General features: G+C 64.6%; 20 protein-coding genes. 11 read left to right on the top strand and 9 right to left on the bottom strand.

All coding sequences use genetic code 11. From position 1 onward, the window contains the following. Window positions 1–27 precede the first annotated feature (27 nt). The gene (locus ACFC4D_RS26610; protein ID WP_376067517.1) at window positions 28–924 is read right to left on the bottom strand and encodes a LysR family transcriptional regulator; all 897 of its coding nucleotides are present in this window, start codon (window positions 922–924) and stop codon (window positions 28–30) included. Window positions 925–1,071: 147 nt separating this feature from the next. On the opposite strand from ACFC4D_RS26610, the gene ACFC4D_RS26605 reads away from it, so the two are divergent. The 3 genes from ACFC4D_RS26605 (at window position 1,072) to ACFC4D_RS26595 (ending at window position 3,599) form a co-directional block, all read left to right on the top strand. Beyond that, complete coding sequence (locus tag ACFC4D_RS26605) at window positions 1,072–2,163, top strand: hypothetical protein (RefSeq protein ID WP_376067515.1); 1,092 nt, start codon at window positions 1,072–1,074, stop codon at window positions 2,161–2,163. A 152-nt stretch (window positions 2,164–2,315) separates the two neighbouring features. Continuing rightward, window positions 2,316–3,233, top strand: coding sequence for an ADP-ribosyltransferase (locus tag ACFC4D_RS26600; protein WP_376067512.1), 918 nt, complete (start codon window positions 2,316–2,318; stop codon window positions 3,231–3,233). A 180-nt stretch (window positions 3,234–3,413) separates the two neighbouring features. Further along, entirely contained in the window at window positions 3,414–3,599 is a 186-nt protein-coding gene (locus tag ACFC4D_RS26595; RefSeq protein ID WP_376067510.1) for a hypothetical protein, read from the top strand. 123 nt (window positions 3,600–3,722) lie between these two features. Here ACFC4D_RS26595 and ACFC4D_RS26590 read toward each other — a convergent pair whose 3' ends face one another. The 3 genes from ACFC4D_RS26590 to ACFC4D_RS26580 all read right to left on the bottom strand — a co-directional run bounded on the left by ACFC4D_RS26590 (window position 3,723) and on the right by ACFC4D_RS26580 (window position 5,919). Next, complete coding sequence (locus ACFC4D_RS26590) at window positions 3,723–4,115, bottom strand: hypothetical protein (RefSeq protein ID WP_376067507.1); 393 nt, start codon at window positions 4,113–4,115, stop codon at window positions 3,723–3,725. Between the two features lie 64 nt (window positions 4,116–4,179). Continuing rightward, a complete protein-coding gene (locus tag ACFC4D_RS26585) occupies window positions 4,180–5,004 on the bottom strand; it encodes an SAM-dependent methyltransferase (RefSeq protein ID WP_375957458.1) in 825 nt (274 codons plus the stop codon). 24 nt (window positions 5,005–5,028) lie between these two features. After that, on the bottom strand, window positions 5,029–5,919 hold the full coding sequence (locus ACFC4D_RS26580) for a Scr1 family TA system antitoxin-like transcriptional regulator (protein ID WP_376067504.1): 891 nt from the start codon (window positions 5,917–5,919) through the stop codon (window positions 5,029–5,031). Window positions 5,920–6,087: 168 nt separating this feature from the next. Between ACFC4D_RS26580 and ACFC4D_RS26575 the strand changes: the two genes are divergently transcribed. The 3 genes from ACFC4D_RS26575 to ACFC4D_RS26565 all read left to right on the top strand — a co-directional run bounded on the left by ACFC4D_RS26575 (window position 6,088) and on the right by ACFC4D_RS26565 (window position 9,035). Further along, window positions 6,088–7,509 (top strand): hypothetical protein, encoded by a 1,422-nt coding sequence (locus ACFC4D_RS26575; RefSeq protein ID WP_376067502.1) that lies wholly within the window; start codon window positions 6,088–6,090, stop codon window positions 7,507–7,509. Window positions 7,510–7,671: 162 nt separating this feature from the next. Continuing rightward, a complete protein-coding gene (locus ACFC4D_RS26570) occupies window positions 7,672–8,496 on the top strand; it encodes a hypothetical protein (protein WP_376067501.1) in 825 nt (274 codons plus the stop codon). A gap of 17 nt (window positions 8,497–8,513) precedes the next feature. Beyond that, the gene (locus ACFC4D_RS26565; RefSeq protein ID WP_376067498.1) at window positions 8,514–9,035 is read left to right on the top strand and encodes a hypothetical protein; all 522 of its coding nucleotides are present in this window, start codon (window positions 8,514–8,516) and stop codon (window positions 9,033–9,035) included. A gap of 49 nt (window positions 9,036–9,084) precedes the next feature. On the opposite strand, the gene ACFC4D_RS26560 is transcribed toward ACFC4D_RS26565, so the two are convergent. Next, entirely contained in the window at window positions 9,085–10,818 is a 1,734-nt protein-coding gene (locus tag ACFC4D_RS26560; RefSeq protein WP_376067497.1) for a DUF885 domain-containing protein, read from the bottom strand. Between the two features lie 316 nt (window positions 10,819–11,134). On the opposite strand from ACFC4D_RS26560, the gene ACFC4D_RS26555 reads away from it, so the two are divergent. Next, window positions 11,135–12,091 carry an oxygenase MpaB family protein gene (locus tag ACFC4D_RS26555; protein ID WP_376067494.1) on the top strand — a complete coding sequence of 319 codons (957 nt, stop codon included), beginning with the start codon at window positions 11,135–11,137 and terminating at the stop codon, window positions 12,089–12,091. A gap of 52 nt (window positions 12,092–12,143) precedes the next feature. Here the strand turns inward: ACFC4D_RS26555 and ACFC4D_RS26550 are convergent, their stop codons facing one another. After that, window positions 12,144–12,359, bottom strand: coding sequence for a hypothetical protein (locus ACFC4D_RS26550; protein WP_376067491.1), 216 nt, complete (start codon window positions 12,357–12,359; stop codon window positions 12,144–12,146). Window positions 12,360–12,506: 147 nt separating this feature from the next. Here ACFC4D_RS26550 and ACFC4D_RS26545 point away from each other — a divergent pair, with 147 nt between their 5' ends. Genes ACFC4D_RS26545 through ACFC4D_RS26535 form a run of 3 tightly spaced genes read left to right on the top strand, consistent with a single transcriptional unit; the run spans window position 12,507 to window position 15,052 of the window. Continuing rightward, a complete protein-coding gene (locus tag ACFC4D_RS26545) occupies window positions 12,507–13,403 on the top strand; it encodes a helix-turn-helix transcriptional regulator (protein WP_364650953.1) in 897 nt (298 codons plus the stop codon). Window positions 13,404–13,419: 16 nt separating this feature from the next. Next, window positions 13,420–14,250 (top strand): SAM-dependent methyltransferase, encoded by an 831-nt coding sequence (locus ACFC4D_RS26540; RefSeq protein WP_364650956.1) that lies wholly within the window; start codon window positions 13,420–13,422, stop codon window positions 14,248–14,250. A 31-nt stretch (window positions 14,251–14,281) separates the two neighbouring features. After that, window positions 14,282–15,052 (top strand): hypothetical protein, encoded by a 771-nt coding sequence (locus tag ACFC4D_RS26535; protein WP_376067488.1) that lies wholly within the window; start codon window positions 14,282–14,284, stop codon window positions 15,050–15,052. Between the two features lie 9 nt (window positions 15,053–15,061). Here the strand turns inward: ACFC4D_RS26535 and ACFC4D_RS26530 are convergent, their stop codons facing one another. Further along, on the bottom strand, window positions 15,062–15,514 hold the full coding sequence (locus ACFC4D_RS26530; RefSeq protein WP_376067485.1) for a MarR family winged helix-turn-helix transcriptional regulator: 453 nt from the start codon (window positions 15,512–15,514) through the stop codon (window positions 15,062–15,064). A gap of 39 nt (window positions 15,515–15,553) precedes the next feature. Here ACFC4D_RS26530 and ACFC4D_RS26525 point away from each other — a divergent pair, with 39 nt between their 5' ends. Then, on the top strand, window positions 15,554–16,375 hold the full coding sequence (locus ACFC4D_RS26525) for an amidohydrolase family protein (protein WP_376067482.1): 822 nt from the start codon (window positions 15,554–15,556) through the stop codon (window positions 16,373–16,375). A 112-nt stretch (window positions 16,376–16,487) separates the two neighbouring features. Here ACFC4D_RS26525 and ACFC4D_RS26520 read toward each other — a convergent pair whose 3' ends face one another. Both ACFC4D_RS26520 and ACFC4D_RS26515 read right to left on the bottom strand, forming a co-directional pair. Next, window positions 16,488–16,640, bottom strand: coding sequence for a hypothetical protein (locus ACFC4D_RS26520; RefSeq protein WP_376067479.1), 153 nt, complete (start codon window positions 16,638–16,640; stop codon window positions 16,488–16,490). Between the two features lie 365 nt (window positions 16,641–17,005). Further along, complete coding sequence (locus ACFC4D_RS26515; protein WP_376067477.1) at window positions 17,006–17,716, bottom strand: isochorismatase family protein; 711 nt, start codon at window positions 17,714–17,716, stop codon at window positions 17,006–17,008. Between the last annotated feature and the right edge of the window lie 126 nt (window positions 17,717–17,842).

Genomic DNA, 17,842 nt, shown 5'->3' with positions numbered 1-17,842 from the left:
AATCCTGCGAACGCACGATTGCGCGCCTCAGAGCTGATCCAGCGTGCCCAATTCACGGACGACATCGGCGAATGCCCGGATCGGTTCGGTCTCGAAGTCGCTGCGCCACACCGGCGCCCACCGTACTCGATGTGAATCGGCAATGGGTACATAGGCGACGCCGGGCCGATTGTAGTAACGGGCGATATGGCTCATACCGCTGGTGAAGGTGCCCGAGGTGCTGGCGGTGGTGAGAATGTCCTCGAGGGTCGAGATCGGGGTGACCCGGTCGATGGGCCGCCCGCGCGGGGTGTAGAACGGGCTCACCGCGTCCTCCCAATAGTCCGGCATCGGATCACTGGGCGCGAAAACCCCGCGATCCCCGAAAACCTCCATCGACACGTATTTCTCACCGGCCAGTTCGTGATCGACCGGCATGATCGCCACCATCGGCTCGACGGACATGATCGGGCCGACCGTCAACCCGGGCTCGTCCACGGGCACCCAGGCGATGACGATATCGGCCTCCCCGCGGTGCAGTGGCCCGAACTGATCGCTGAACTCACTACTGCGCACCCGCAATTCCCACATCGGATGTCGTCTGCGAAAGGCATCCCAGAACGGCCGGTAGTCATAGGCGTTATAACCGATCATCGAAACCCGCAGCGTCCCGGAGATCCCCGCTGCCGCCTGCCGGGCATGCTCGACAGCCGAAATCACGTCCCGATACGCGGGTTTCAGCTCCGCGACCAGCTGATGTCCCAGCGGAGTGAGCTGCACACTGCGAGGATTCGACCGATCGACCAGCAGCCCGCCGATCCGGCGTTCCTGACTCTTGATGGACTGACTCACGCGCGCCGTCGAAAGATACAGTCGCTGAGCGGCTTTGCCGAAATGTAGTTCCTCGGCCAGGGTCAGGAAGATCTCGATATCCCGCAACTCCACGCTGATCCTCCTGACAGCAGATACGACATCGTCTTCCGATTCTCGAGCGTGAATCCCGCCGATCCATTTCCGAGCTTCCCGAAGCTGGGAAGGCGCCGCGCCCCCGACTGGCTAGGCTGCGGGAGGGTAAGTGGCCGAGGAAGGTGAATGATGGTTGCCTCGTTGGACCTACCAGCCGCCGGTGCCGACGTGAAGCTCAACCGAGTCTCGCAGGCACCGATGCTGAACGATTTCATCGGCACCACCGAGCAGGTCATGCAGCTGCTTCTGGACACCCTCGGCAAGGGCATCGCCCAGCAAATTACCGCCAAGGCGTTGAACGACGCCACCGGTCAGTCGGCGGGCACCGGTGCCGCCGCGACCCAGTACCACGCGACCGACACCCAACTCACACAGTACAAATCCGAACTGAATTCACTCGACACCCATATCGCCGATATCGCGCAGAAGTCCGCGGGCATCACCGAGAAGACCCGCGCCGAGGTGAAGGCATTGCGCGACACGATCAACGGCATCATCGGCACCGTGCCCGCAAAGCCCAGCGTGCAAGCACAATTGGGTGCCATCGATCAGATCGACAACGCCGTGGGCAAAGCCGAGGACGCCGTGGTGCAGGCCTGGGATCTGAACAACGCCCACGGTGCCACCGTGCCGCAGAGCTATCAGGGCGGCGATGGGGGTTCGTCGGGTGGCGGTTCAGGTGGTTCGAGCTTCCCGGGCTTCATTCCGAGCAGTTCCGGTGGCAGTGGATCGGGCGGCGGGAGAAACAGTTACGTGCCCACCAATGGCAGCGGTGGCTATAACAGCCAATACACTTCGCCGGTCAATTCCACCGGTGGTTCCACTCCGCACCGCCGCCTCAGCTCAACCGAGATCGACGCCTACATCGGCAAGGCGCTCGATGCTCTGGGTATCACCGATCCGGTCGCCCGCGCGAACTGGACCCGCGGCTACCGCGTACTGATCGAGCGTGAGTCCGGCGGCGATATCGGCTCGATCAACCTGAGCGATTCGAACGCCCGCGCCGGTACTCCGTCGCAAGGCCTCACCCAGACCATTCCCGGCACATTCTCCGCGTACCACGTCGCCGGCACGTCCTCGAATATCACCGACCCGCAGGCCAATATCGCCGCCAGTATGAACTACGTCATGGCCCGGTACCACGTTTCGCGAGATGGTTCGAACCTGGCTGCGAACGTGCAACAGGCCGATCCCGGTCGTTCGCCGAAGGGTTATTGAACCGGCGCCCGTGATCGGCCGAGGCCTCGATGGCCGCAGAGTTCTCCGCTAATCTGTCCAATGCGGCAATTGGCTTGGTACGCACGCTCATTCGGGAAACCGAACTGGCTGTCGAGTCCCCGACCAGTGTGAGTCGACAGGTCGCCTCACGCATGCGCGCCGTATGCACCGATGCTGATGGTGTCGAGCGCACCGCTGTGCGCGCGATAGCCGATTCCCAATCCTCGCGGCTGTCCGCTATTACCCACGCGAGCAATGAGGCGGGGGAGCGGTACGGCGAGAGGGTGCTCGGTCCGATCCGAGATCGCTTGCCCCGCAGCGAACTTCAGGAGGCATACATCTACACCTCTGGTCCGGTACTCAATCGCGTACTGCGATTCGACGATCCCGGCGTGGGGTTGAACTGGATGCGGGCCGAAAGCGAACGCTATCGACGGCTTCGCTCTCTCACTGATTCCCACCTGCCCGAGCCGGAAGACATCACCCGCGTACTGCGGAATCCGGAGCTGCCCTCGTCGGATAGGGCCCTGCTGGAATCGATTCTCTCCCATCCCGCTCCAACTGCCCGAGTCGAGGAACTGTTCACCAATTTCGCACACTACGACCACCTCTGGGAGATCTTACAGTCCAGGCCCTCGCTCGCACTCATCGAGACACGCGTCACGCGTATGGACCGGGCGGTAGCCCAACCCCTGCCCGATTCCGTTCGCGCGGTGCGAGGTCTGGAATCCATCGACCATCTGGTCGATCAGAACGGTATTCCCATCGGTGCTCGCGATCCCGCACTGCTGCGGGGAGTCGTCCAGAAGGAACGCGGCTACAGCTCGACAAGCCTTGGCGCGGCCCCACCGGATTACTACGCCCGCGGCTACCGCCTCGAACTGGACGTGCCCGCGGGATCACACGGATTGTGGATGGGTCAGGAGAGCCGCAACATATACCAGCGCGAGCTGATCCTGCCCCGCGACCTGGAATACCGTATCGACGAGGTGATACCCAACCCCTCCGGCAAGCACTATGAGGGTGTGGATTACCTGTTCAGGGCGACGGTTATCCCGCCGGGCGTCTGACAATCGCGTCCGTGCCACACATGCGGATGTCCCCGGCATCGGGAAACGGCGGATCAACTTCTTCCCAAGAACGGGAACAGTGCCGCGCGTCGGGCATTCTGCGGCGGTGCCGATGACCGAACCAGTTGGTAGGTAACGAGATAGCTATAGGGCAACCCGCCAGGCAAACTCGTCGAGCTGATGAGCAGGGTCAGTTCAACGATCCAGGTCGAAGTAGCTCTCGGCTACGAGCAAGCGGCTGCCCGTACCCGCAAGATCTCCAGTGCGGTACGGCGCGCGGCGCTATTGTTCCTCAAGGACCACACGGGCGAACGCCATGTCACTGTGCACGAGGGCGACCGGATCGAGTTCGCCGGACAGTCGTGATGCGTCACGACGGTGTACGAGTCGGTCGCCGGTGCCGGCAGGGGTCCGGTGGCAACGCTCACCGAGATCCCGCCGGTGGCGAATCCATGAGGTCTCGCCGGACCTCGCCGGACATCGGACCGCTTAAACGAATACCGACTGTGCGAACTCGTGCTGTTCCACCGCGTCCACGAATGCCATGAACTCGCGGTGGTCGAAGTACAGCCGAGCGTCTCCCGCGGACGCGCTGCATTCCGCGTCCGCGCTGAATTCGTAGAGCCCGTCGAATCTTCGGTTGATCACCAGGAAGCGATCAACCGGTTCCCCGGCTCGGATCGCTTCCTGGATCACTTCGAATTGCTCGTGGTCGAAGCTCAGGCACTGTCCCGGCGGGACGTGCGGGGTGTCGACGGTGGCGGCGAGTTTGTCGTCCCAGATCAGCGTGCGCTGGTCGTCGCGGTAGACCATGACGCAGGCTTGTTGCGGGGAGCTGGAGCTGGCCTTGCGGAATTGTCCGACGGTCGGTGTCGACAGCATGGTGGATCCTTTCGAACGTGCGCCGGCGACATCGGCGGCCGCACAGCACACCTATCTATTCGCGCTAGGGGAGGGTTCCGATAGCAGCGAAGTTGCATGGACGGGCGTAATCGGTGGTGTCCACCGGTTCTTCGGGATGCCAGTCCGTGGCGTAGGTGATGCCCGGATCCGCCAATTTCCAACCGGTGAAGAAGGTTTCGAATTGGTGCCGGGTGCGCAGGGTGACGGGGGTGCTGGCGTCACCGAAGACCGCCGCGCCCGCTGCTACCTGCTGCTTTATCTCGGTGCCCGCGTCCTCGAGGGAGACGTGGGTCATGGCGAGTTGGCTGCCGGGCACCACGGCGGCGCGGAACTGCCCCAGCAGTGACGCCGGATCGGCCGCGTCGGGAATCCAGGGCAGCACCGAGATCAGCAGCAGCCCAACCGGTTCGGAGAAGTCGATCAGGCGTTTGGTGTCGGGATGATCGAGGATGCGCGCGGGTTCGCGCAGATCGGCGTCGACCATCGCCGTGGTTTCCAGCACGTCCTGTTGACGCAGCAGGTCGCGGGCGCGGTTGATGGCTTCCTCGTCATTGTCGACGTACACCACGCGGGTGCCGGGGGCCAGGCTCCGGGCCACCTCGTGGGTGTTGCCGCCGGTCGGCAAACCCGAACCGATATCGAGGAATTGGCGGATTCCGGAGTCGACCATATGCCGCACCGCGCGGCCCAGGAAGCGCCGATTGTGCTGCGCCCACAGGGGATAGAACGGAATCTCCTCGTACAGCCGGTGAATGAACGGCAGATCGGATTCGAAGATCACCTCACCGGTGATCATGTGGTGGTAGATCCGCGCCGGACTCGGCTTGTGGGTGTCGATGGGGCGGGGCTCGAAGTCACTGCTGGACATCGTGTTTCCTATGCAATTGGGGTGTCATCGGACGGTGGGGCGGCTGCGCAGTCCGCGCACGAGGTGTTCCATGAACTGTCGGGAGTCGGCGAGGGACAGGGCGGTCATGGCCAGTCGATTGAAGATGCGGTCGCGGATGCCGACCGCGGGTTTGTCGTCGATATAACGGATTTCGCCCTGCGCCTCCACGACCACCATCTCCAGATCGCCCGCCGCACCGGGGGAGGGCACGCGGACCAGGATGTAGCGGTCCTCCATTCCCGCGCCGGGGGCCTGGTGTGTGAAGGGCATGATCTGGATCTGGATATTGGGCCGCTGGGTGAGTTCGATGAGGTGCCCGAGTTGATCGAGCATCACGCTGTCCCCGCCGTAGGTGCGCCGTAAACAGGATTCGGACAGGATGGCGTGGAACTCGGGCGCACCTTTTTTGAACAGGATCTGCTGCCGCGCGGACCGCGCTCGCACGTAATCCTCGACCGTCACCGCATCCGGATCGTCCGGATCCGGTTGCAGCGGTTCATGTAACGCGCGGATGTAGCTGGGATGCTGGAGCAGACCGGGCACGATCTCCGCACCTGTCTCGCGCAACCGGTCGGCCACATTCTCCAGATCGACCAGCAGCCGCAGTTCCTCGATATAGGCCCGCCGGTATCCGGAGTTCCAGAACCCGCGGCGATGGCTGTCTTCGCGCAGGTCCAACAGGATTCGCAGATAGCCCTCATCGGTGACGCCGAGTCTGCGAGCGAGCTCACCGAGGTCCTCGGCCGTCAGATTGCCGGTGCCCGCTATGGCCGCCGCAATCCGGGATTGACTGACTCCGATGAGTTTGCCCGCCTCGGCCTGGGTTGTCCGCGCGCGCCGCAGCATCGCGTCGATTTCCCGTCCCAATAGTACTTTTCGCGCGGTTCTTGGCATGGCTCCCCACCGTATCGGGCTGTGTCGCCTTGGGCCGCTTCAAGTTTCGCAATCCTGATTATCAGGATAGATTATCGGACACGATAATTCCGCGAACAAGCCCGAACGGGAAACCGAACCGTGACCGGCCTGCCGCGGGTAGTGAGCCGGTGAAGGACGGGGCCACTCATGGACGCCACGGACCCCAGAGACCCGCACGCGGGAGCGACGACCACCTGGGGACGACGCCTACGTAGCTTTCGACGCGCCCAATTGGGGCTCAGCCGTGGGGATTTCGCCGAACTGGTCAACGAGCACGCGCGCCGGTTGGGTATCAACGCCGCCTGTTCGGAGCGCCATATCGCGCGCTGGGAGCTCGGCGAGGTTCGCAGACCGAACAAAACATATCGAGACCTGCTGGCCGCCGTCGGCGCACCCGAACCCGACTTCGTGCCCACCGCAACGGATTCGAATGTCAGGTCCGAGCCCGTGATGTCATGTTCGGAGGATTCCGGCACCGGCCGCACGGAGAATTCGACCTTCCTGGAAGCTCTCGCGACCGCGGTCGTCGGCTCACCGGACATTCTGCTGCCGTGGCTGCCGTCCCTGGGCGGGCCCGAGGCGGTGTTCGGCGGTACTGAACCGGACCTGGACTTCGTGCGCGTCACCACCGCCAGATTGCGCGAAATCGACCAGCGCCATGGCGGTTCCGCCATTGTGTCCGCGGCCGCGAGCCTGCTCAAATGGTCGACGACTCTGCTATCACGCTGTCGGGGCCAGGCCCGCGAGCACGCCATGCTGATCGCGTCGGCCGATCTTGCCCGCCTGGCGGGCTGGGCCAGCCACGATATCGGCGACCAGCATCGCGCTCGCCAATTCGCGACCATGGCAATGGTTTTCGCGCGGCGTGCGGGCGCGGACAGCCTGGTCGCGTCAATCCTGTACGTACTGGGCCGAATCAGCCTGATCGAACGCGATCCGCGCACCGCGCTGCGCATGTTCCAGCTCGGCCAACTCCCCGCTCAGGATGCCGCCAACGGCGGGGAATCGGCCCGCCTGTACGCCAATGAGGCGTGGGCACACGCGATGATGAACGACGCCGGTCGCATGCGCCTGGCGCTGGCCCGCGCCGAGGAGGAGATCGCCCGCGTCGGCGATCTCATCGACCCGTGGACCCGGGTCTTCTTCAGCCCCGGCGAGTTCACGGGCATGCAGTCGGTGATCTACAACGAGTATGCACTGACCGCCGACGGCAACGAGGCCGAGCAGTACACGCTCAAAGCCGTTGACAGCGCGCGTGCCTCGCTGGCCGCATACGCACCGGGTCGGCCCGCGCGCAGCCTGCTGTTCGACAACATCACCCTCGCCACCGGCGCTTTCCGGCTGCGTCAGATCGATGAGGCGGTGGAATTCGCCGGTGCCTCACTGAGTTTGACCGGTCAGGTCGACAGCGGCCGCGTCGCCGACCGGCTGGGCTGGATGCTGCGTGCGGCCACCCTGTCCTCACCTCGCTCGGATGTGCGTGATGTCTGTCAGGAGATCCGGCAAACCATCGAAATGCCCTCGCACCAGCTGTATTCGCCGGTGGAGCACCGTCTGGCTACCGCGTAGGAGGACACTATTCAGCATGTCCGGCATGACATAGTCACGCGTACATGACATTTCGAAATGTCATGGTGGTGAGGACGATGTCCTGCCCGCGACAGGTCCTCGTCCGCAACTGACCTACCGAATGTCATTGCCGCAGAATCAATTTCCCGCTTGACTCGATATATGTGGTTCGGATACGCCCGCCTCGAGTTGCTGGCGGATGCCCCTGGTGCGGTGGCGCACGCGATCCGCGAGTATGCCGCCGACGCCGGGTTCAGTGACGGCACAGTGATTTTCGAGCCCATCGCCGCGGAAGTACTACTACGCGAGATGCTCAGCGAGATCGATCGCGGCAACCCCGCGGCACCCCTGCTGCGTCAGCTCGAACATGTCGCGCAATCGTGGAACGTCGATCTCGCGCGGCTTTTCAATCCCTGGCCCCGCGCCGACACGCTATGGCACATCCTCGATGCTCTCGACGATTCGGTGCAGACGCACCTGATCGTGCCCGGCCGGGACCACCTGATGACGCTCGGCCCATCCGGCCGGGCACTGCTGGCGCAGTTCGCCCGCGCGGGCACCGCCATCCACTATCTCGACGCACCCCACCCGACCGAGCCGCTCGCCCGGCCCGATGCCCAGGTGCACATTCTCGTCGAATCCCGGATCGGCGCCATTCCCGCCGTGGCCCAACTCGACGCGGCCACCGAGCTTTTCCGCCTCGGCCGCATCGCGGCCATCCAATCGGTCGACATGATCTACGCGGCCCTGATCAACGATGCCATCCGCCCGGCCACACCCGAATCCGAATCCGCGGTGATCCGTCTGCTCGGCACGCCTAGCGGCCGACTGGTCATCGAACTCGAAGAACCTCACCCGCGCGACGACGAGGTCGCCACCCGCCTGACCACCCTGTGCGAGTCCACCCATCGATTCATCGACGGCGGCCGCACCTTCACCCGCTGCACCCTGCCCCTGGAAACCTCCGCCCCGGACGTCATGACGTGAGACCGAGAACCAGATCGATGATGCGCGCAGCCCCTTCCCACGACACCCGATCCGACAGCGAACGCGCCCGCCCCACCGAGGGTTTGCTCGAAGCGCGCCACCTGCTGCTGGCCGTGGCCGGAACCCTGCAAGGGGGCTCGCCGCTGATCGGCTGGTCCCGCGAACTGGCCTACCTGCACGCCACCCTGCTGACCGCATCGGTGTCACCCACCCGTCGCCCCACCGGTTTCGACGCCACCGTCACCCGAGGCCGGATCAATATCCTCATCGGCCTGATAGACGACTGGTCCGCCTTCCACCTCCCACGCCCCAGTACCGGCCGCCGCCATACCCATTCGCTCGGCGAGGTCATCAGCCACGTCGCCGCCACCTATGCCCAGATGCAATGGACCCTGCGCCACAGCTCCAGCGCTCAACAGCAACACGACGCGGCGCTGCGCTTCGCCCAGATCCAGGAGGGTTATGCCGACCTGGTCGAGGAGATCCGCACCCTGCGCGTCGCACTTCCACTGGGCTGGAGTGGAATCCGCCCCACCTGAGATCCCGAGCACTCACAGGCAGGCCGATACCGCTGTGTCCCAGCGGTATTCAGAGTGCTGCCAGCTCAACGGCCAGCTCGTCGAGTCCCAGCGAACCCTGCGAGACCGCCGCCATATGCCAGGCTTTGAGGTCGAAGGAATCCCCGTGCGCCTTGCGGGCGGCATCTCGGCCCGCGAGCCAAACCCGTTGCCCTAGTTTGTAAGTGATGGCCTGTCCAGGCAAACTCAGGTACCGGATGATCTCGGCGTCGAGCTGGTCGCCGGGCAGCCCGCAATAGGCACCGAAGAAGGCCCGTGCGTTCTCGGGGCTCACCGGCTTTCCGGCCAGCATCGGTGCCGATGCCGGAAAGCTCAACCCGGCGTGCATACCGATATCGATGATGACGCGCTGGATGCGCTGCATCTGCGCGTTGAGGTAGCCCAGCCGGATCGCCGGATCTTTGTCGTAGTACCCGAGTTCGTCCATGAAATGCTCGGCGTACATCGCCCAGCCTTCGGCATTGGCGGCGACGAAGCCCATGGTGCTCTGGTAGACGGTGAGTTCCTTTGCCAGATACGTCCATTGGCCCAGCTGAACGTGATGCCCCGGAACGCTCTCGTGATACCACAGGTCGACCAGCCGCCAGATCGGGAATCGGGTTTTGCCGCCGGTCGGCAGCCAGGTCCGGCCGGGGCGGGAGAAATCGACGGCGGGCGGGCTGTAGTACGGCGCGGCGGCGGACGCTCCGGCCGGAGCGATCATCGCCTCGACCTTCAACAGCGGTTCGGCGAGGTCGAAGTATTTACCCTGCATATCGCCGATCGCCCGGTCGATCTGCCGTTGCAGATACGCGCGGATGGCATCGGTGCCCTCGTACGCCTCGCCGTGCTCATCCAGCCACGCCATGGCCTGAAGCGGTGCCGCGCCGGGCCGCACGGTCTGTGCGACCTGCCGCATCTCGGCCTCGACATCGGTGAACTGCCGCCAGGCCCAGTGGTAGGCCTCGTCGAGATCGAGGTCCGCCCCGCACCAATACCGGACCCAGCGCGCATAGCGTTGCTGCCCCACGGTGTCCGGTTGCTCGATCACCGCGGGCGCGTAGACCTGTTCCAGCCAGTCCTTCATCCCGGCCATCGCCGTGCCTGCCGCCGTGGCCGCCGCATCCACTTCCGGGCGCACCGATTCCGGCGCGGCGGAAGCGAAGTCGCCGAACCAGCCGCCGGCACTGCTCCCGGATATCAACTGTTTCAGCGCCCCGAGCACCTCGGACACCTGCTTCGGTCCGCACAGCAGATCGCGGTGGATCGCATCGGTCAGAGTCGCGCGGTACTGCTCCAGCGCCGCGGGGATATTCGCCATTCGCCGCCCGATGACCTGCCATTGCTCGGGGGTTTCGGTGGGCATCAGGGTGAAGATGTCGCGCAGACCCATCACCGGCGATGCCGACGGCGCGGTCAGGGTGAGGGCGTTGAACGGCAGCACGGTACGCCGGTCCTCACCGGCCGCGCGCAAATCCAGTTCGATGGTCAGTCGTTCGCGAAGCAGCGTGGCGCAGCGCTGTTCGCCCGCATCGGTGACCCGGTTGCCCTTCTCGGTGGCGTCCAGCTGGGTCAGTGTGCGGCGGGCCAACTCCGCGACGGCGGTCAGGCCATCCGGCGACAGATCCGGCAGTGCGCCATCAGGGGTGTCCAGCCCGGTGCGCACCCCGAGAAAAGCGTCCAAGGCTGCCAACTCGTGAATGTAGGTATCGGCGATGGCGCGGGGCGTGCCGGCATCGGTGATCGGGTCGTGTGATCTGGACATCGCGGCTTGCCTCCATGGTCAGCGATCGCGGTCGATTGCCTACGAGAAGTCGAGCGGTTTGCGGTGTAGTCCTTCGATCAGTGTCGCAGACCCGCATGCCACGCCCCGATCGGCATAGCCTGCTGGGCTGAGGCGAGCATGTTACTGATCAATCTTCAGAGAACTGGCAGGTCGAATCGGGTTCTCTCAGGCAGGCCAACAGACTTCCGATCATTGACGCCTATCGCCCAGGGCAATTAAGTTACTATCCATTCTGATCGGAGTGGGAGTTGCTCCGCGGCTGTGCCGATTTGCCCGTACGACCAAGGGAACCATCATGACCGCTGACCCGGAACCGCAGTACGAGGACGTTCCGAAGAGCCGCTTCGCGGTTGTTCCGGATGGCCCCGTCGCCGCGGGCGGTAAGCCGTTGACCAATGCGCAGACGCGGATTCCGATTCCGTCGATTCATCGCTCCGAGACCAAGCGGCCGCCGCAATTGCAGGACGCGCTGGACTTCTGGCAGTTCTCCGGCGCGGCGGCCAATGTCGCCATGCAGTTGGCGCATCCGGGGGTCGGGCGCGGGGTGCTGGAGAGCAAGGTCGAATCCGGTTCGCTGATGGCGCATCCGTGGAAGCGCTTGCGTACCACCGCCTCCTACCTGGCGGTCGCGATTCTGGGTTCGCCCGAGGAGAAGGCGATATTCCGCGAGGCGGTCAATGTCGCGCATCGGCAGGTCAAGTCCGAGCCCGGTGCGAAGGTCAAGTACAACGCCTTCGATCGGAATCTGCAGCGCTGGGTCGCGGCGAGCATCTATGTCGGATTCGAGGATTCGTACCAATTGCTGCACGGCAAGATGAGTCCGGAGCAGGCCGAGGCGTTCTATTCGACGTCCTCGACGCTGGGCACCACATTGCAGGTCACCGAGGATATGTGGCCCAAGACCCGCGCCGATTTCGACGTGTTCTGGAATGAGGCGTGCCAGAGCATCGCGGTCGATCCCGAAGTGCGCGCGTACATCGACGATCTGCTGCACCTGCGGATGATCCACTGGTATCTGCGGCTGATGTTCGGGGGTCTGCTGCGATTCCTCACCGCCGGATATCTGGCGCCGTACTTTCGCGAGGCGATGGGGGTGGAGTGGACCGCGACCGATCAGCGGCGCTTCGAGCACCTGTTCGTCTTCGTCGGATTCGTGAATCGGTTCGTGCCCAAGTTTCTGCGCTTCGCGGGCACCAAGTCGATGATGCGAGATGTGCAGCGCCGCATGCGTAAACAGGCCGCGCTGATTTAGCGGCGCTCGGGCGCGCCCTGTCGTACTCGATCGAGTACGACAGGGCGCAGGTTCATGCCGAGCGCGGATAGATCTCGGCCGGTTCGGTCAGCTGCGCGGCCGCGAGTTCGCGTTCGATAGCCGTTGCCGCGTAATGCATTCCGTTGACGTGCAGTTGCTTGATCCGATGCTGGACCGAATCGATTCCATACGAGCGAACGACATCGGCGATGTCGAGCCTGTGATAGGCGCCGGAGCCGAGTCCGGCGGTGGTGTAACTCGTTTCCATGTGAGCCCCCAAAAAGGGATCCCGGCAGATCCCGCACGCATCATACCTCGCTGCACGTGCATCGGCACGTGCACAGTTTTTCGAACTCGTGATGGAATAGGTTGTGGCACACTCGTGTTCGCGACACCGACGCCGACAGGAGTGGCAGTGATCGAGGACTCTAGGCAAACCTGCGCTGATGACGACCCGGGGGAGGACCCCGCACTGCTGCGCAGGGTGCTCGGGGTTCGCCTGCGAAAGCTCCGGGAAACGGCCGGGATCAGCGGCGAGACCGCCGGGCGGGCGATTCGCGCCTCGCATTCCAAGATCAGCCGACTCGAAGCCGGACGGGTGATCTTCCGCGCCAAGGACATCGACGATCTGCTGACCGCCTACGGTGTGCGCGATGCCGCCACGCGTTCGGAATTCCGGCGACTGGCCGAGCGCGCCAACGCCACCGGCCGCTGGCAGGCCGGTGCGGATCTGGCCACCGCGCGACCGGACACCTACCTCGCGCTCGAGGATTCCGCGGCGCTGATCCGCTGCTACGCACCGAGTCTGCTGCCGGATCTGGTGTGGACGCCGTCCTACGCGCACACCATTTTCGCCATCGCCGATCAACAACCCGCCGCCGCCATCCAGAACCGCATCGAGTTGCTGACCCGCCGCCAGCGCCTGCTCACCCGCGCGGACGCGCCCAAGGCGTGGTTCGTCATCGAGGAGGCCGCGCTGCGCCGCCCGCTCGGCGGAGCCGCCATCTGGCAGGGCCAGGTGGACCATCTGGCCGAACTGGTTGCCCGCCCGAACATCACCGTGCAGGTGCTGCCCGATCACATCGGCGGCCCCGCGATCAGTGGCACCGCGTTCACCATGCTGCGGTTCGCCGCACCCGAACTCAGCGATCTCGCGCACTTCCCGCACCCGTCCGGCCCGCAATTCCTGGACCGGCCCGGCGATGTGGACCGATTCAACGCGACCTGGGCCCGCCTGTGCGTCTGCGCGCTGCCGCCCGACCGCACCGCTCACCTGCTCGACACCTTCCGCACCACCCGCCCGCGACACTGATCGGAATACAGTTCCCATGCCCGACGACGCTTTCGACACCCAGCTACCCACCGAGATCGACACCACCATCGCCCACGAGGCCCGCGTCTACGACTATTGGCTAGGCGGCAAGGAGAACTACCCGGCGGACCGCGCGCTCGGTGACGCCATCGCCGAACACGTCCCGACCATCAAGACCATGGCGCGCGCCAATCGCGCCTTCCTGTCCCGCGCGGTCCGGCATCTGGTCTCCGACGCCGGGATCACCCAGTTCCTCGATATCGGCACCGGAATCCCCACGGCCGGAAACACACACGAGGTCGCCCAGCAGCTCGATTCGAACGCGCGGGTGGTCTACGTCGACAAGGATCCGATCGTGCTGGCGCACGCTCGCGCGCTGATGGACAGCACCCCGCAGGGGCGCACCCGCTTCATCCACGCCGATCTGCATGATCCGCGCTCGATCCTGGAGCATCCGGATCTGACCGGCACGCTGGATCTGTCCGAGCCGGTCGCGATCATGCTCGTCGCCATCATGATGTACTTCGGGGACAAGGACCGTCCGCAGGATATCGTCGCCGAGCTGCTGGCCGCGGTGCCGTCCGGCAGCTACCTCGTAATCACCCACCCCACAGCGGATTTCGCGCCCGAGGCGATGGCCGGCGTGGTGGGCGCGGCGGTGGCCTCGGGTATCGAATTCCATCCGCGTAGCAAGTCCGACACCAGCGATCTGTTCGCGGGCACCACGCTCGTGGATCCGGGCCTGGTCCCGGTCGCGTCGTGGCGGCCCGATCTCACCGACCGGCCGGTGGCCGTCGGCGAAGCCGAAAGTGCTTGGTACTGGGCGGGTATCGGCCGCAAGCCCTAGCGAGACGATGACACCGACCAGGTTCTCCGGAATGTTCATCGAAGATCTGTTGCGGGAGTGGAATATTCGACCCGGTGGCGAAGTGGTGTTGAAGCATCCCTTCGCCTCGGGTGGGATCGCGGACCCGGCGCTCGTGGCCAAGCTCAGTGAAATACTGGCGGCCCCGTTGTCCTCACTGGACCAAACGCTGGCGCTCGACTCCGAACGTCTCAAAGCGCGTTGCTGGACAGCGGGATTCGAGGGCGAAACGATTCACGGCATGACCGTCGGGCAGCGCACGCGCGCGGGTGTCGAGATCCAGGTATTGCTCAGCTCGTATCCGGGTACGACGGAATGGGGCGATCGGGTGCGGATGCTCAGTGGTGATCTATTGCCCGGGCAGTCGTGGGATCTGCCCGCTGGCACCGATTTGACTGTCTTACCACTGGATTCGGGTGAGCGGGTCGATCCTCGCCTGCCATTCGACGCGACCGCAGATATCGTCCTGCACAGCCCAGTCTCGCTGCGTCCAGTCGCGGGGATCGATGATGTGCGGACCATCGTCTCGCACGCGGCGGCCGTCTACGGTGAGCGTGATACCGGCCTGCGAATGATGGCGAAGCCGAATCTGTTGAGCCTGTGGACATGCGAGATCTCGGGCATCCCGGTCGAGGCCGCCAGCCTGATTCGCGTCGATCACGAACTGCGCGTTCAGACAATGACTCTCGCGTTCCGCCCCTGGCCAGTGGTGCGGCTGTTCCGCGATCGGGTTATCGCGCGGACCCGCGATCTCATCGATCCGTCCTACTACGATCCGAACTGAAATCGACTGTCAGGCACGCAAATCCAGTGCGTGTCCCAGTCGTTCCAGGGCATCGGCGAAGTCGTCGACGTTATCGGGGCCGACGGCCTCTTCGAGCAATTCATTGATCACCGCGAGTGCCTGATGGAGCCCGGTCATCGCCTCGCGTCCCGCCGTCGTCGGCCACAGCTCCCACGCGCGTGAATCTGCGGCGCTGGGGCGGCGTTCGACCAATCCGGCGGTCTCGAGCCGGGCCGCCATCGTGGTGATCGCCGATTCGCGCTGACCCAGCTCATCGGCGAGCAGCCGCTGCGCGCAGCCGGGATTGCGCACCACGATCGCCAGTGCCGCCGCCTGCGATGTGGTGATCCCCCCGGCCACCCGGAACTGTTCATCGGCGGCCACTTTCAACCGCTGCGCGACCCTTTGCAGGTTGAAATACACGCGCCGATTGCCCGAGTGAAACTGTCTGGGGGAGTCCATGATTGACGACACTACACTAGTGAAGTATGTTTGTCCGGTATGACACGAATCATCGACGCCTGGTCACAGCAACCGAACGAGTTATTCCTGAGCCAGCCCTGGCTCGCCACCCTGCTGCGCTGGACCCGTCAGGATGGCGGTGCCCTCGCTGCCGCCTCCATGACCGATGCGACGCTGGCGGCAATGGACGCCGCCGGCGTCGAACGCGCACTACTGTGCGCGTGGTCGAGCCCGCAGGGCATGCTGATCGACAATGACGAAGTCGCCGCCGCCGTGCGCGCACATCCGGACCGCTTCACCGGCGTAGCCGCGGTGGACCTACGCTACCCGGTCGACGCCGTCCGCGAATTGCGCCGCGCGGTAACCGATCTCGGCCTGGTCGCACTCCGAGTGGTGCCCTGGCTGTGGAACCTGCCCCCGGACGACCGCCGCTACTACCCGCTCTACGCCACCTGCGTAGAACTCGGCATCCCCTTCTGCACCCAGATCGGCCACACCGGCCCACTGTGCCCCTCCGAACCCGGCCGCCCCATCCCATACCTCGACAATGTCCTGCTCGAATTCCCCGACCTCGTGGTCGTAGGCGGCCACGTCGGCTACCCCTGGATCGACGAGGTCATCTCCCTGGCCACCAAATACCCCAACTTCCACGTCGACACCTCGGCCTACGCCGTGCACCGCCTCCCCGCCACACTGATCGACTACATGCGAGGCCCCGGCCGCACCCGCGTCCTGTTCGGCACCAACTGGCCGATGCTGTCCGCGGACCGCTGCCTGCAACACATCGACAAACTAGGCCTCGACGCCGAAGCTCGAGATCTGTTCCTCGGCGGCAACGCGGCGCGAATCTTCAACCTCTGACACGGGATCGGCGTCGTCTACCGCAACCGCTCCATGCCGGCACCACTGATCCCGACATCGACGTTACAGCCAGCAGCAATTCTCTGGCGCACTTGTGTGGCCAGTCGCGCACTCACCCTGACGTATGTTGGCGCTGCGCGAGACGCGCGACCAGGCGATCCGCCTGCCGTTCCGCCCATTTGACCGCGCGGATGTTTTTACGGTCGCGGGCGATACGCTTCTCCCAGGCCAGCCGATCGCGCTCCCGAGTAACTTCGTTCGTCACACCTGCGCTCGATTCGCTGGAAGGAACGGTCGATTGCGGCTCTACGGCACGCGCTGTTCGCGCTAAATTTCACTGTCACGCAACCAATCGAGGAGTATCGGTGACGCCAGACGGTGAGTGGTTCCGGTTTCGGGTCGAGGCCGCGTACACGCTGACGGGGCGAGGGACCGCAGTTGTCGGATATGTCGAGTGCGGTGTAGTGGCCGTTGGTGATCGGGTCATGGTGGTGCGGACGGACGGAAGGTTGGGTCCGGCGGCGACCTGCGTCGCTATCGATGGCTCGAACAGGGTGGGACCGGAGGGCGTAGTTCAGCTCGGACTCGTGGTTCCCGAGCTGCGGAAGTCGGATTTCGAGGCTGGCGACGTCATCGTGAGTGTTGTTGAGGGGGAAGAGGATTTGCCGCGCTGATCATGGTGAGGACGTCTGCGGTGGGGCGGACGTCGCCGAACGATCTGTAGATCGTGTGGAGGGTGGCGTTGTGTTCGGTATCGAGGCGGGTGGCGTTGGCGTCGGCGATCATGATTACTCGGAAGCCGAGGGTGGAGGCGTCGCGGGCGGAGGATTCGCAGCAGACGTTGGTGACGGTGCCCGTGATGAGGACTGTGTCGATGTGGCGCTGTTCGAGTAGGTGGCGCAAGGGGCTGCGGCCTGGGAAGAAGGCGCTGAAAGCGGACTTTTCGGCGAAAAGGTCCCGAGGTTCGGTGTGTAGGTCCGGCCAGATGCGGGCGTGGGCAGGGCCGGAACCGCCTGTCTTGCTGTAGGTCTCAGCCAGTCGGGGGCCGAAGAAGTCGATCATCGCGGGGGTCGGGGCGGTGGCGCCGGGTATTACCCAGGCCACGGTTCCGCCCGCCGCGCGCAGTGATGCGGCCAAGCTGTTGATATTGGGCACTATCCCTCGGCAGTAGGGATTGTCGGCGACGTGGAACGGCACCGTGTCGATGACGACCAGGGCGGTGGTGCGAGGGTCGATGTCGGGGTAGGCGAAGCGGCGGCCGCGGTGGGATTCCTGGCGCTCGTACTCGCGTGATGCGATGTGCCAGTTGTGTATCCGTGCCTCGGGAGTGGTGTCGTCCACAGTCGCCGAGTATCTCACCGCGTGGTGGCGATATGGCCTCTGTCGCAGAGTGTTCGGAGCGCGGGTGATCTTGCCGAAATGGCCTGCCGGTGTCATGATGGCTGAAATTGGATCTAAGTTACCGGA

Origin of the sequence: Nocardia sp. NPDC056000, assembly GCF_042269265.1 — a bacterium.
Classification (GTDB): domain Bacteria; phylum Actinomycetota; class Actinomycetes; order Mycobacteriales; family Mycobacteriaceae; genus Nocardia.
This window is presented reverse-complemented; position numbering and strand designations above follow the sequence as displayed.

Excerpts from the sequence above, each read along its gene's own strand:
- ACFC4D_RS26525 (WP_376067482.1), top strand. The coding sequence starts at position 15,554 with ATGACACGAATCATCGACGCCTGGTCACAGCAACCGAACGAGTTATTC.
- ACFC4D_RS26575 (WP_376067502.1), top strand. The coding sequence starts at position 6,088 with ATGGACGCCACGGACCCCAGAGACCCGCACGCGGGAGCGACGACCACC.
- ACFC4D_RS26530 (WP_376067485.1), bottom strand. The coding sequence starts at position 15,514 with ATGGACTCCCCCAGACAGTTTCACTCGGGCAATCGGCGCGTGTATTTC.
- ACFC4D_RS26590 (WP_376067507.1), bottom strand. The coding sequence starts at position 4,115 with ATGCTGTCGACACCGACCGTCGGACAATTCCGCAAGGCCAGCTCCAGC.
- ACFC4D_RS26555 (WP_376067494.1), top strand. The coding sequence starts at position 11,135 with ATGACCGCTGACCCGGAACCGCAGTACGAGGACGTTCCGAAGAGCCGC.
- ACFC4D_RS26535 (WP_376067488.1), top strand. The coding sequence starts at position 14,282 with ATGTTCATCGAAGATCTGTTGCGGGAGTGGAATATTCGACCCGGTGGC.
- ACFC4D_RS26550 (WP_376067491.1), bottom strand. The coding sequence starts at position 12,359 with ATGGAAACGAGTTACACCACCGCCGGACTCGGCTCCGGCGCCTATCAC.
- ACFC4D_RS26540 (WP_364650956.1), top strand. The coding sequence starts at position 13,420 with ATGCCCGACGACGCTTTCGACACCCAGCTACCCACCGAGATCGACACC.
- ACFC4D_RS26585 (WP_375957458.1), bottom strand. The coding sequence starts at position 5,004 with ATGTCCAGCAGTGACTTCGAGCCCCGCCCCATCGACACCCACAAGCCG.
- ACFC4D_RS26560 (WP_376067497.1), bottom strand. The coding sequence starts at position 10,818 with ATGTCCAGATCACACGACCCGATCACCGATGCCGGCACGCCCCGCGCC.
- ACFC4D_RS26605 (WP_376067515.1), top strand. The coding sequence starts at position 1,072 with ATGATGGTTGCCTCGTTGGACCTACCAGCCGCCGGTGCCGACGTGAAG.
- ACFC4D_RS26570 (WP_376067501.1), top strand. The coding sequence starts at position 7,672 with ATGTGGTTCGGATACGCCCGCCTCGAGTTGCTGGCGGATGCCCCTGGT.
- ACFC4D_RS26600 (WP_376067512.1), top strand. The coding sequence starts at position 2,316 with ATGCGCGCCGTATGCACCGATGCTGATGGTGTCGAGCGCACCGCTGTG.
- ACFC4D_RS26565 (WP_376067498.1), top strand. The coding sequence starts at position 8,514 with ATGATGCGCGCAGCCCCTTCCCACGACACCCGATCCGACAGCGAACGC.
- ACFC4D_RS26595 (WP_376067510.1), top strand. The coding sequence starts at position 3,414 with ATGAGCAGGGTCAGTTCAACGATCCAGGTCGAAGTAGCTCTCGGCTAC.
- ACFC4D_RS26580 (WP_376067504.1), bottom strand. The coding sequence starts at position 5,919 with ATGCCAAGAACCGCGCGAAAAGTACTATTGGGACGGGAAATCGACGCG.